Below are 13,276 nucleotides of genomic sequence, written 5' to 3' on the forward strand. Positions count from 1 at the left end.
GCCCCCGCGCCGGACACCACCGCACCGGATGGCGCAGCACCGGACACCGCACCCGGCAGAATCTCGCCGGCGGCGAGCAGCCAGCCCACCAGTGCGCCGGGAGGCAGGGTGGTTCCGGCCGGTACGACCGGATGGAAATGCCCCTCGCCCTCGGCCTCGACGTCCGTGTCGACCTTGTCGGTGGCGAGCCTCATGATCACATCGCCGGGTCGCACCGGGCCACCGGGCGGCACGAGCCATTCGGTGATCGTGCCTTCCTGCATCGTCAGCCCGAGCTTGGGCAGCAGCACCTCGACAGCCATCGCCGCAGTTCCTCTCTCCCCGGCCCTGGCCCTAGCCCCGTGCGAGCAGGCGGCGGCAGCCGTCGGCTATCCGGGTGCGGTCAGGGATGTAGGCCCGCTCGAGCGCCGGGCTGAACGGCACCGGGGTGAAGGGTGCGCCCAGGCGCAGCACCGGGGCGTCCAGATAGTCGAAGGCGACTTCCTGGACCTGCGCGGCGATCTCGGCGCCGATGCCACCGAACCGAACAGCCTCGTGGACCACAAGCACCCGGTTGGTGCGCACAACCGACTCGACGATCGCCTGGCTGTCCAGCGGCTGCACGGTCCGGGGGTCGATGACCTCGACCGAGACGCCCTCAGCTGCGAGTTCATCGGCCGCGGCCATCGCCTCGACGGTCATCCGCCCCAGGGCCACAACCGTGACGTCGTCGCCGGTGCGCAGCGTGGCGGCCTTCCCGATCGGGACCTCGTAGATCTCCTCGGGCACGTCTCCCTTGGCTCCGAGCAGGACCTTGTTGAGCATCACGATGACCGGATTGTCGTCACGCACCGCAGAGACGATCATCCCTTTGGCGTCCGCCGGGGTGGCGGGCATGACCACCTTGAGTCCCGGGGTGTGGGCGAGCCACGCCTCCAGGCTCTGGGAGTGCTGCGCGGCCGCGCCGAGCCCGGCACCCGCCGCGGTCGTGATGGTGAGCGGAACGTTGACCGACCCGCCGTACATGAACTTCATCTTGGCGGCCTGGTTGACCACCTGGTCCATGCAGACGCCGAGGAAGTCCATGAACATCAGGTCACACACCGGCCGCAGGCCGCGGGCGGCGGCACCCACGCCGAGGCCGACGATCGCCGCCTCGGAGATGGGCGTGTCCACGACGCGGCGCGGCCCGAACTCCGAGAGCAACCCGTCGAACATGTGGAAGACCCCACCGTAGCCGGCGACATCCTCACCGACTACGAACACGTCGTCGTCGTCGCGCATGACCTGCGCGAGGCCCTCATTGAACGCCTTGACATAGGTCAGGGTGCGGGTCATCGACTGGGAGCTCCTTCGGCCGCTCGTCGCTGTACCGGGCTCATTCGCTGTAGACGTCACGGGCGATGTCCGCCGGATCCGGCTCGGGACTCGCCTCCGCGAAGGCGATCGCCGCGGCCACCTCGGTCCTGGTCTGCGCCCAGATCTCCTCGAACCGCTCCGGAGCGACGGTGCCGGCAGCGGTCGCCCCGCGCTCCAGCAGCTTGATCGCGTCGCGTTCCTTCCAGGCGTCGATCTCCTCCTGGGTGCGGTACGCGATGCGCAGACCCTTGACGCCCTGGTGATCGTAATAACGGTAGGTCTTGGCCTCGACCATGGTCGGGCCACCACCGGCCCGGGCCCGTTCCACCGCGCGCAGGGTGGCCGCACGGACGGCGACCGCGTCCATCCCGTCGCAGATCTCGCTCGGCATGCCGTAGGCGGCGGCGCGATCAGCGACATCGGTGAGCAGCATGTGCCGGGCCTGTGGCGTGAACTCGGCGTAGCCGTTGTTCTCGCAGACGAGCACGACCGGCAGGTGCAGCACGGCGGCGAGGTTGGCCGCCTCGTGGAAGGTGCCGATGTTCGACGCGCCGTCACCGAAGAACGCCATGGCAACCGTCCCGTCGGACCGGTAGGCGCCGGCAAAGGCCGCGCCCACCGCGATCGGGATGCCAGCGCCGACGATGCCGTTCGCGCCGAGCATGCCGATCGACAGGTCGTTGATGTGCATGCTCCCGCCCCGGCCGTGGCAGTAGCCGTCAACCCGGCCGAACAGTTCCGCGAACATCCGGGCGAAGTCCGCACCCTTGGCGACCGCGTGACCGTGCCCGCGGTGGGTGGAGGTGATCTGGTCCTCATCGCGCAGCGTGCTGATCGCGCCGGCGGCGACCGCCTCCTGCCCGACGTAGAGGTGCAGAAAACCAGGCAGCGTTCCGGCCTCCATCAGCCGACCCGCCTCGGTCTCGAACACCCGAATGCGCACCATCCGGCGGTGCAGGTCCAGGAGCACGGCCGCGTCGGCGGTGCCGGCGGTCTCGGCGGTGCCGGCGGCCGGCGGCGCGGGCTGGGCCGGCCGGGCGTCCTGGTCGGCCGTGGCGGCTCGCGTCATGATGCCTGCCCCTCTCTGCCGTGGCCCGGCTGCCATGCACAGCGAATCGCCGTGCCATCCGACATCCGGGAGTTTGTCGAAATGGACTCTAGTAAGGGATGACTCGACACGCCAGACTCGTATCCGATGTTTGTGGTGAGCAGCTGCAGTAAGTCAGGGAGATGAACCCATGCGGGTCCTGGTTCTCACCGGCGGTCACCGTGTCGACCTTGACGCCTTCCTCGGGATGGTGGCCGACATCTGTGCCGAGCGGGACTGGCTGTGGACGCATGCAGTCCAGCCCTGCGCGCAGGCGTGGTTGCGGCCCGAGCATGCCGGGAGCTTCGAGGCACTGCTCTGCCACGACATCCCCGGCCTGAGCCTGCACCGGGGCTCGCCGCCCGTGCCCGAAGGCCCCGATCCGCAGGTGGCCCGTGCCCTCGTCGAGCTGCTTGAGATGGGCCAGGGGCTCGTCGTCACCCACCACTCGCTGGCCGGCTGGCCTGGTTGGGAGGGCTGGGCCGAGGCGCTGGGCGGTCGCTTCCACTACGCGTCAGCCCGGTTACGCGGCCGGATGTGGCCGTCGTCGGGCAGCTGGGTGGGCGAATATTCCGTGCATGTGACGGCGCCCACCCACCCGGTCTGCGCCGGCGTCGCCGAGTTCACCGTCACCGATGAGCTGTACTGCTGCCCGGTCTTCGAAGCCGACGTCGTCCCGTTGCTGCGGACCGACGCCGACCTGAACGGCAGCCGCTTCCGCTCGGCCTATGAACACGTCCTGCTCGGCGAGCGCCACGCACCGGACTGCTCGGGGCACCCGCCCGCGAGCGACCTTCTGGCCTGGGCGAAGGTCGCCGGGCGCAGTCCACTGGTCTACCTGCTGCCCGGCGACTGCGCCCGCACGTTCGCGCTGGCGAACTACCGACAGCTGATCGCGAACGCCTTGGCCTGGGTGGCCTCGTCCGAGGCACACGCATGGGCGCGTAGGAATCCGGTCCGGCTCGATCCCCGGGTCGGGCAGGTATGACGGCCACCGGTCAGGTCGCCGTCATCACCGGAGCCGGGTCGGGCATCGGGCGGGCCACCGCCGAGCTGCTGCTGGAACGGGGTGGGCGGGTCGTAGGCGTGGACCGCGACGCCGTGGCGCTGGCCTGGCTCACCGGGACGGATCATGCTGTCGCGCTCGCCGGCGACGTCACCGACTCCGCGGTCAACACCGCGGCCGTGGCAACGGCACAGGAGCGGTTTGGACGGCTCGATGCCGTGGTACTCAACGCCGGGATCGCACGGTCGGGAGATCTGGAAAGCGCCGATCTCGCCGTCTTCGACGAGTCCATCGCGGTGAACCTGCGCGCGGTGGTGCTGGGCCTGCGGGCCGCGATCGGGGCAATGCGCCGCGCCGGCGGCGGAGCGGTCGTGGTGACCTCGTCCGTCACCGGCCTGGGTGGTGAACCCCGGCGCTGGCCGTACGCGGCGGCCAAGGCCGGAGCGATCAACCTGGTCCGATCGGCCGCCATCGACCTCGCGCTGTACGGGATCCGGGTCAACGCGGTCTGTCCCGGTCCGGTGCGCACCGCCATGACCAGCCGTCTCGAAGCCGCCGACGCCGAACGTTTCGAGGCCCTGCGGCGGGCGGTGCCCCTGCAGCGGTGGGGACACCCGCGGGAGGTGGCCGAGGTGATCGCCTTCCTCATCTCGCCGGCGGCCTCGTTCGTGACCGGCGCGGCGATCCCGGTCGACGGCGGGGTGACCGCGGGCAGCGGGCTCGCGCTGCCCCCACCCAGCCCGGTTTCGCCGACTGCGATCGACCCGGTTTCTTGACGCTGTCTACAGCTATGTGGCTACAGTCATCCGGGGTGGACGGGCAACAGGGGTCAGACCTTGAAAAGGACGGTGAGGTCCGTTGCGGCTCGCTGGGATCGATGATCGGATGCGGCAGGACCCGACCGGCGTCGCCTTGGTGGACGACACCGGGCACCTGACGTGGGCGGAACTCGCCACCCAGGTGCGTGGAGTCGCCGCGGAGATGCTGGCGGTGGCGGGTGGCGACGGGGAGCGGGTCGCGGTGACCGGGGAGAACTCCATCCCCACTCTGGTCGCACATGCCGCAGGCATCCTCGCCGGCGTCGGAACCGTGGCCGTCTCCCGCCAGCTCGCCGTCGGGGAGCTGACCGACCTACTCCTCGACGCCGGCGCGGTGGCAGCGGTCGCCGGGCCGGCCAGCCGCGACGGTGTGACCGCGGCCGCCGGACCCGCACGGTTACGCGTCGTCGTCGTCCACGGCACCGGCACCGGCACCGGCACCGACGTTGGCAGCCAGGCGGACTGGACGGACTGGACGGACTGGACGGACTGGACGGGTAGCGACCGTGCGATGCCGGATGTTGCCGGCCGGCCCGCCCGACCACCGCTGGTCTACACCTCTGGCACCACCGGCCGACCGCGGGGCACCGAGGTCCGCTGGACCGCGCCGACACCGCCGAGGGCGGTGGCCTACGCCGAGGCGCTGGCCGCCCGCTCGGGCTTCCCCGCCGGACCACACCTGGTGGTCGGGCCGCTCCAGCACAACGCTCCCCTGACAAGCCTGCGCCACCTGCTGTCCGGACAGCCCGTGGTCGTCCTCGGGCGGTTCGACGCCGAGCGCGTGCTGCGCCTCATCGAGGGCCACCGGGTGACCTCGGCGGTGATGGTCCCGACGCACTTCTCCCGGCTGTTCGCCCTGCCCGCCGGCGTGCGCGCCCGCTATGACGTGACGAGCCTGCGCAGTCTCCCCCACACCGGGTCGGCCTGCCCGCCCGACGTCAAGCGGGCGATGATCGACTGGTTCGGGCCGGTGCTGGTGGAGTCCTACGGCGGCAGCGAGGTGGGCACGCTCTGCCGAATCAGCAGCGAGGAGTGGCTGGTCCGACCCGGTTCGGTCGGCCGCTGCGTGCCGCCGTTCGAGGCGGTGGTCCTCGACGCCGACAACGCCCCGATGCCCGCCGGCGAGGTCGGGGTACTGGGCTTCCGCGCCCCAGCCGACCGGGGCGTGCAGTACCACGACGATCCGGCCAAGACCGCCGCCGCATACCTCCTTCCGAACGTGTTCACTCTCGGCGACGTCGGCTATGTCGACGCGGACGGCTACGTCCATATCACCGATCGGATAGCTGACATGGTGGTCTCCGGCGGGGTGAACCTCTACCCGGCCGAGAGCGAGCGTGTCCTCGCGCACCACCCCCAGGTAGCGGATGTCGCCGTGATCGGCGTACCCGACGCGGACATGGGTGAGGCGTTGCGGGCACTGATCGTGCCCGCGGGCCAGGCACCGGACAGCGGAGACCTCGACCAGTTCTGCCGGGCCTCACTCGCCGCATACAAATGCCCGAAATCATATGAAATCATCACGGAGCTACCTCGCAACGCCATGGGCAAGGTCGACAAGAAGGCGCTGCGGCGTCCCTACTGGGACACCGAACGCACCATCGCCGGATAAATACCAGCTAAACGCCGGATGAACAACCCTCACCCCCGCCCCCACCCTCACCGCCTTCGGCCGACACCCGCCCTTGACCGGCCTCCGGGCCGGGAGCTGGAAAGTGAACCCATGACTGAGGTGCTGTTCGTCCGCCACGGCCTGCCCGTCAACGGCGTCGCCGATCCCGGCCTGGCCGGGGACGGCATGATCCAGGCCAAGCGGCTGGCTGCGTGGCTGGCCGCCGAGCAGGTGGACGCCCTGGCCACCAGCCCGCTGCGGCGGGCCCGTGAGACCGCGGCCGTACTCGCCGCGGAACTGGGATTCGTCCCGGTCGAGATCCCCGACCTGCGCGAGTGGGAACCCCACGAACCGAACGAGGTCTACACCCCGGTGGAACAGATGGCCGCGGACGACCCACGCGCCCGCGCAGTCGTCGAAGGCCGTTACAGCGACTTCGTCCCGGAGCTCGACCAACCCGCGTTCATCGCCCGTGCCCACGACTGCCTGGAGCAGCTCTTCGAGCGCTGGCCGTCCGGCCGGGTGGTGGCCGTCAGCCACGGCGGGATCATCAACGCCATTCTGGCCGGGATCATCGGTACCCGCGACCTTTTCTGGTTCAACCCCGGGTACACCTCGGTGTCCCGGGTCGAGAAGCTCTCCTCGGGCCGGATCGTCGTCCACTCCGCGAACGAAACCGGCCACCTGCTCGGCAGTCGTTCCTGACCTCAGTCGTTCATGACGTCAGGCGAGAACCTTGACGCGGCATCGATAGGCAGGTTAGGTAAGCCTAAATTTAGGCATACCTAACCACCTGTCATCCCGCATCGAAGGAGAACCCGTGTCCTGGCGCGCCCCGTTCCCCGAGCTGACGCCGATCCAGCCGATCAGAGAACGGGCCGACCCGCCGCGATCCGTCCCGGCAGTCATCGTCGCGATGTCCGGGGACACCCGCCGGAACCTTCCGACGTGGGCGCTGTTCGCAGCTGGTGGTGTGGTCACCGTCGGCTGGGCAGCGGCGGTGTGGACCGCGACCCACCTCCAGGCCGACCCGACCCTGCACGCGGTGGCGCTCTTCGGGCACCTGGCGGCACTCGTGGTCGGCTTGGGCTCGGTCCTCGCGATCGACTGCTTCGGACTGCTGTGGCTCCTCGGCCGGCGTCGGCTCGACGAAGTCCTCGCCGTAGCGAGCGGCCTACACCTGGCGATCTGGGGCGGCCTGGCAGGCCTCGTCCTCAGCGGGGTCCTCCTGCACCCCGATCTGTCTGCGCCCCTGACCCGGGTGAAACTCCTGCTGGTACTCGTCGTCGCGTTCAACGGCCTGCACATCTGGTCGGTCCACCAGCATCTGGTGCGGTCCGCCGGAGCGCCGTCCCGGCTACTGCTCGCACGCTCGGGGATCAGCGCCGCGGTTTCGCAGGCCGGTTGGTGGGTTGCCACCGTCATCGGCTTCCTCGCAGCCCAGGCATGACCGCCGATTCCGGCCCTCCATCAATTAGGTGAAGTTTACTTACACTTCTGGTACCTTCCCTTAAACCAAAACCGACGATCACGGAGGTACCGGACGTGTGGAGCGACGTTGTCCCGAACCTGCTCATCGGGTTACGCGAGGGTCTCGAGGCGGGTCTGATCGTCTCGATCCTGGTCGCCACACTCGTTCGCGCCGACCAACGCGAGCGCCTCCCCCAGGTCTGGACGGGAGTCCTGGCCGCGGTGGCGCTCTCGGTCAGCTTCGGGGCGGTCCTGACCTTCGCCGCCGCCTCGATGTCGACCAAAGCGCAGGAGGCGTTCAGCGGCGTCCTGAGCCTGGTCGCGGTCGGGTTCGTCACCGCGATGATCTTCTGGATGCGGCGGTCGGCACGGGCACTGTCCGGCGAGATCGCGGGCCGGGTGACGGCTGCGCTCACGCTTGGGCCCGGGGTCCTTATCCTCACCGCGTTCCTCGCGGTGGCCCGGGAGGGCCTGGAGACCTCTCTGTTCGTCTGGACGACCACCCGCGGCGCGGGCGAGTCGGCCGGCCCGCTGGTCGGGGCCGCCGCCGGTCTCACGCTCGCCGCCGCGTTGTGCGTCGGCATGTACCGCCGGGCCGTGAAGATCAATCTGGCCCGATTCTTCACGTTCACCGGCATCGGGCTGATTGTGATCGCGTCCGGCGTGGCCGGGTACGGCCTGCGTGATCTGCAGGAGAGCGCCATCCTGCCCGGCATCGGCACGGCCGCGTTCGACCTTGGCGCCACCATCGACCCGAGCTCCTGGTACGCCCGGCTCGTCGAGGGCATCTTCAACATCACACCCCGGCTGACCGTCCTCCAGCTCGTCGGCTACCTCGGCTATCTGATCCCGGTGATGGCCCTGTTCGTCCGGGGTATCCGCCCCGCCCGCGCGCCATCCCCCGCGGTACCGGCGACTGTCGCCGCCGCCGAGGTCGCGCCGGTCGAAGTCCAGCCGGCACCGGGCGGTTCGCGGCGGGTGCCCCGGTGGGTGCTTCCGGTGGCCATGGTCGCCGTACCCGCCGTCGCCGCCGGCGCCGCCATCCTCGCGCTCGGCCCGGCCACCGGGACGGGTGACACGACGATCGAGGCGACCTCGGGTTCCTGCGTCACCGCCTGGGACGCGCCGCAACCCGGCCGGGTGACCTTCACCGTCCGCAACACCGGCGGGCACACCATGGAGGTCCGCCTCATCGACCCGGCGAGCGGTGCGATCCACGCTGAGATCGAACTGCTCGCCCCGGGCACCAGCCGGCCGCTGGCCGCGACCATCGGCGGTGGCACCTACGCGTGGCAGTGCCTCCCCGACAGCGGCGCACCAACCGTCTCGGCGAGCCGGCGGGTGGCCGGCCCGGGCAGCGGCAGCCTGGCGATCATCCCGGTGACGGAAGAGACCATGCGCGCACCCGTGGACGCCTACCGCGCGTTCGTCACCGCGGGCCTGGCCACGCTGGCACGCGACACCGACACGCTGCGGGCGGACGTCGAGGCCGGTGACCTCGACGCGGCCCGTCGCGACTGGCTCACCGCGCATCTTGACTACGAACGACTCGGCGCCGCCTACGGCACGTTCGGCGACTTCGACGCGTCGATCAACGGACGGCCCGCGGGTCTGCCGGACGGCGTCGGCGACCCGGACTTCGCCGGATTCCACCGGGTCGAGCACGGGCTGTGGCACGGCGAGTCGGTGGACTCGTTGAAAGCGCCGGCGGCGACGCTCGCCGATTCCGTCGCCGGGCTCGTCAAGGCCTTCCCCACCCAGGAATTCGATTCCCACGACCTGGCGCTGCGCACCCACGAAATTCTTGAGAACACCATCGAGTTCCAGCTCACCGGTACCGCCGACCAGGGCAGCGGCACGGCGCTGGCGACCGCGGCGGCGAACGTGGACGGAACCCGCGAACTGTTGACCATCATCGCGCCGCTGCTGACGACACGGGCGCCGGCCACACTCGCGGCCTCCCAACGCCAGCTCGACGCATTCGGGACGCTCCTGCGCCAGACCGCCGACCCGGCCGGAACCTGGATCGCCCCAGACGCCCTCCCCCGCGGCGACCGGGCGCGGTTGAACGGCAGCCTCGGCGCACTGCTGGAGACCCTCGCACCCATCCCCGACGTCCTGGAAATCAGGACCACCGGATGAGCGAGCCCGCGATTCCCGCCCGCGACACCACCTCACCTTCGCACCCTTCCGGAGCGCCGTCGATGACCGAATCCGCCGACCCGTCACTGCCACGGCAGCCGGCAGACACCCCCACCGCGGCCACCCCCACCGCCGCCGCCAGCTGCCCCGCGCCGCGACGGCGCGCCGGGTTCCCAGGCGTTGCGCTCGGGCGCCGGTCCTTTCTCGCCGGAGCGCTGGCCGCGGGTGCGGCCGTGGGCGCCGGCGTCGGTGCCGGCGGCGTGGCGCTGGCCGCAAGCGACACGGGCGGCACCCACGACACGAGCTCGGACGAGGTGGTCGCCTTCTACGGGACCCATCAGGCCGGGATCGTCACACCGCCACCCACGGCGGCGATGTTCGCGTCCTTCGACGTGATCGCGCCGGACCGCGCCGGGCTGGTCGAACTGTTCAAGACGATCACTGACCGGGCACGTTTCCTGACCGCCGGCGGCACCCCGGTCGACCTCGGCAGCACCGCCCCACCGTCGGACAGCGGCATCGTCGGGCCCACCGTGCCCTCCGATTCGCTGACCGTCACCGTCGGGGTGGGCGCGTCGCTGTTCGACGGCCGGTTCGGCCTGGCCGACCGGAGGCCGCGCCATCTCACACCGATGCGCACGTTCCCCAACGACAACCTCGACGCGACACAGTGTCACGGCGACCTCAGCCTGCAGCTGTGCGCACACAGCCGCGACACCGTGCTGCACGCGCTGCGTGACATCGCTCGCCACACCCGCGGCGGTATGCAGCTGCGCTGGCGCGTCGACGGCTTTCAGAACCCACCACGACCGGCCGGCGCCCAGCGCAACCTGCTCGGTTTCAAGGACGGCATCGCCAACCCGGACGTGACCGGCGCCGCCGAGATGGACCGGCTGGTCTGGATACACGGCGGCGACGAGCCCGCCTGGACCGCGGGCGGCTCCTACCAGGTCATCCGCGTCATCCGGATGCTGGTGGAGTTCTGGGACCGGGTCTCCCTCAACGAACAGGAGATGATGATCGGCCGGCGACGGGACACCGGCGCCCCGCTGGACGGCACGGCCGAACGTGACATCCCGGACTACGCCGGTGACGCCGACGGTAAGATCATCCCGCTCGACGCGCACATCCGGCTGTCCAACCCCCGCACCGCCGCCACCGCGGACTCCCGCATCCTGCGCCGGGGCTACAACTACGACCGGGGCATCGACGCCAACGGCAACCTCGACATGGGTCTGGTCTTCTGCTGCTACCAGCAGGACATCGCCCGCCAGTTCGAGGCCACCCAGACCAGGCTCATCGACGAGCCCCTGGTCGACTACATCAGCCCCACCGGCGGCGGCTACTTCTTCGTCCTGCCCGGCGCCCGGGACGCCGCCGATCACCTCGGCCGCACCCTGCTCACCTGACCGGCGTCACGACGATCCACCGGTTGGACGGCGGCGCAGTCGCCGCCCAACCGGGACGCTCGTTACAACGGGTACGTCAGTAGGAGGCGGTGCCGCCGTCGACGCTGAGCAGCGCGCCGGTGATACCCGCGCCCGCGTCCGAGGCGAGCAGCACGGCCATGGCCGCGACCTCCTCGACCGTGTTGGGCCGCTTGATCGAGGACTCCTTGGCGAACAGCTCGACCATCTCGTCGAAGGTGATCCCCATGGCCGCGGCCGTGGCCGGCCCGTTGTCCCTGACGACGTCGGTGATGATCAGACCCGGGCAGATCGAGTTGACGGTGACCCCCTCGGCTCCGACCTCGCGAGCGATCGACTTCGTCATGCCGTTGATGGCGTGCTTGGCGGCCACATAGGGGGTCAGGACGGGCTTGCCGTGCTTGCCCTCCACCGAGGAGATGTTGATGATCCGCCCCCACTTGCGTTCGATCATGGGCGGCAGGGCGCGCCGGGTGGCCCAGAAGGTCGAGTACAGGTTCCACTTCATCGTCAGGTCCCACGTCTCATCGCTGAGCAGGACGGTCGGCGCAAGGTCGACGGCTCCACCGGCGTTGTTGACCAGGATGTCGACCCGTCCGAAGTGCTCGACGGTCGCGTCGACGAAGCCCTCGACGTCGGCCTGCTGGGTGACGTCACCAGCGCGGAAGATCGCCCGGTCGCCGGCACCCAGGGCCGCGAGGGTCTTCTCCCCCTTGTCCACGGACCGACCGTTGATCGCGACGGACGCCCCCTGCGCGAGAAACGCCTCGGCGATGGCGCGGCCGATCCCCGCCGTCCCTCCCGTGATACCCGCGACCTTGCCTTCAAGCTGCATACGTCCTCCTGGGAGCGCGTGAGGTCGACAGGTGCGCGAACAGAACCATGATCACGAACCTGGGGACCTGCGAACCGAAACATCAGCCACTTAGTTTGCTTGCACTACAGTTTCTACCGTAGGAGTGTTGCACGTCACAGATACACCAGCCAACGTCCGTCCATGTCCGGACGGACCAGGAGGAGCGGGACGCATGACCAGCCAGCAGTGGATCATCGACACACAGCCGAGCCAACGATTTCCGATCTACACTCGGCTCAACGCCAACGACGTGTTGGCGGATCCGATCACCCCGCTGGGCGCAAGCCTTGGCTGGATCCCGTTCATCCTTCCCGGCTGGGACACGGGTGTGGCCGCCTTCGGGGCGTTCACCCTGGCCGAGCAATCGGTCGACGTCTCCCCGAACGCGGCCTTCTTCTACGGCCACCTGTACGTCAACATGACGTTGCCACGGCTGACCGGTATCCGTTCCGGGATCAGCACCGACGCGGTGGACGCCATGTGGTTCGCGGGCGGCGGTGAGCCGCCGGCGCACGTCATCCGACCGGACGACGTCAATGCGGAACGGTCCGCGGCCATCGCGGCGCGGGCGGGGTGGGTGCTGTCGACGACGACGTTCCCGGAGCTCGACGAGGATCGCGCGATCGCTGACACGCTGCGGGAGCAGCGTCCCGACCTCGCGACGATGAGCGCGCCGGCCCTGGTTGCCAGGGCCCGGTCGGTGCTGTCGCTGGAACGGCTGGCGTGGCGCGGCGAGGTGATCGCCTCAAACAGCAGCGCGGTCGGTCCGGGCGTGCTCGGCCAGCTCCTCGGCGGCGACACCGCCCTCGTGGTCCGGCTCATCGGCAAGGCCGGGGACGTCGATTCAGCCGCCCCCTCCTTCGCGCTCTGGGATCTCTCCCGGGTCATCCGCGGCGACGCGGGGCTCGCAGCCGCGTTCGACGGTGGGGTGAACGGCCTGGTCACGCGCCTTGCCGACATCCATCCCGCGTTCCACGTAGGGTTCGCGGCCTTCCTGCGGGACTTCGGCTACCGCGGCCCCAACGAGTGGGACCTGGGCTCGGAAACCTGGGAGACCAGGCCCGAGCTGCCGCTGGCGCTGCTCGACCGGCTGCGCCACCTCGACGACGACGCATCCCCGGTCCTGCGCGCGCGCAGCCAGGCAGTGGACACCGAGGCCGCGCTCGCGCAGGCACTCGCCCGCCTCGGCGGGGACGCCACCGCGCAGGCCACCTGCCACGGCGCGCTCGCCTCGGCGCGCCGCTTCGGTGCCTGGCGGGAACGCGCGAAGAGCACCTGCATCAAGATCCTGCACGAGGCGCGGATGCCACTGGTGGAGCTCGGTAGACGCCTGCACGAGCACGGTCATCTGGACCACCCCGGACAGATCTTCATGGCGACCGACGCCGAACTGGAAACGCTCGCCCTGGACCCGGACTCGCTGAGCGCGACCCTCGCCGACCGGGAGCGGGAGTGGCGGGGGCTGTTCGGCCTCGACCTGCCGGTGTTCATCGACGGCACCAGGCCCCTGCCGCCCATCG

Annotated in this window: 12 protein-coding genes; 8 read left to right on the forward strand and 4 right to left on the reverse strand. The window is 70.3% G+C overall.

All coding sequences use genetic code 11. The annotated features are described in order from the left end of the window. The 3 genes from U9980_RS07865 to U9980_RS07875 all read right to left on the reverse strand — a co-directional run. On the reverse strand, nucleotides 1-302 hold a 302-nt coding region (locus U9980_RS07865), incomplete at its 3' end, for a lipoyl domain-containing protein (protein ID WP_322767331.1). Nucleotides 303-333: 31 nt separating this feature from the next. Beyond that, nucleotides 334-1,317, reverse strand: coding sequence for an alpha-ketoacid dehydrogenase subunit beta (locus U9980_RS07870; protein WP_322767332.1), 984 nt, complete (start codon nucleotides 1,315-1,317; stop codon nucleotides 334-336). A gap of 40 nt (nucleotides 1,318-1,357) precedes the next feature. Then, entirely contained in the window at nucleotides 1,358-2,407 is a 1,050-nt protein-coding gene (locus tag U9980_RS07875; protein ID WP_322767333.1) for a thiamine pyrophosphate-dependent dehydrogenase E1 component subunit alpha, read from the reverse strand. Nucleotides 2,408-2,576: 169 nt separating this feature from the next. Here U9980_RS07875 and U9980_RS07880 point away from each other — a divergent pair, with 169 nt between their 5' ends. The 7 genes from U9980_RS07880 (at nucleotide 2,577) to efeB (ending at nucleotide 10,882) form a co-directional block, all read left to right on the forward strand. Further along, entirely contained in the window at nucleotides 2,577-3,413 is an 837-nt protein-coding gene (locus U9980_RS07880) for a ThuA domain-containing protein (protein ID WP_322767334.1), read from the forward strand. Further along, nucleotides 3,410-4,207 (forward strand): SDR family NAD(P)-dependent oxidoreductase, encoded by a 798-nt coding sequence (locus U9980_RS07885; RefSeq protein WP_322767335.1) that lies wholly within the window; start codon nucleotides 3,410-3,412, stop codon nucleotides 4,205-4,207. Before U9980_RS07880 ends, U9980_RS07885 begins: the two co-directional genes overlap by 4 nt. A gap of 109 nt (nucleotides 4,208-4,316) precedes the next feature. Next, entirely contained in the window at nucleotides 4,317-5,861 is a 1,545-nt protein-coding gene (locus U9980_RS07890) for an AMP-binding protein (protein ID WP_322767336.1), read from the forward strand. 111 nt (nucleotides 5,862-5,972) lie between these two features. Next, nucleotides 5,973-6,566, forward strand: coding sequence for a histidine phosphatase family protein (locus tag U9980_RS07895; RefSeq protein WP_322767337.1), 594 nt, complete (start codon nucleotides 5,973-5,975; stop codon nucleotides 6,564-6,566). 115 nt (nucleotides 6,567-6,681) lie between these two features. Beyond that, nucleotides 6,682-7,311: a hypothetical protein gene (locus U9980_RS07900; protein WP_322767338.1), complete on the forward strand. Its 630-nt coding sequence runs from the start codon at nucleotides 6,682-6,684 to the stop codon at nucleotides 7,309-7,311. A gap of 95 nt (nucleotides 7,312-7,406) precedes the next feature. Further along, nucleotides 7,407-9,473 (forward strand): iron uptake transporter permease EfeU, encoded by a 2,067-nt coding sequence (gene efeU / locus U9980_RS07905; protein ID WP_322767339.1) that lies wholly within the window; start codon nucleotides 7,407-7,409, stop codon nucleotides 9,471-9,473. Nucleotides 9,474-9,535: 62 nt separating this feature from the next. After that, nucleotides 9,536-10,882 carry an iron uptake transporter deferrochelatase/peroxidase subunit gene (efeB, locus tag U9980_RS07910; protein WP_416210190.1) on the forward strand — a complete coding sequence of 449 codons (1,347 nt, stop codon included), beginning with the start codon at nucleotides 9,536-9,538 and terminating at the stop codon, nucleotides 10,880-10,882. Nucleotides 10,883-10,958: 76 nt separating this feature from the next. On the opposite strand, the gene U9980_RS07915 is transcribed toward efeB, so the two are convergent. Then, a complete protein-coding gene (locus U9980_RS07915; RefSeq protein ID WP_322767341.1) occupies nucleotides 10,959-11,735 on the reverse strand; it encodes an SDR family NAD(P)-dependent oxidoreductase in 777 nt (258 codons plus the stop codon). Between the two features lie 193 nt (nucleotides 11,736-11,928). Between U9980_RS07915 and U9980_RS07920 the strand changes: the two genes are divergently transcribed. Beyond that, nucleotides 11,929-13,276 (forward strand): hypothetical protein (locus tag U9980_RS07920; protein ID WP_322767342.1); only part of this gene is annotated, 1,348 nt, incomplete at its 3' end.

The organism is Protofrankia sp. Cr1 (genome assembly GCF_963555865.1).
GTDB lineage: Bacteria > Actinomycetota > Actinomycetes > Frankiales > Frankiaceae > Protofrankia.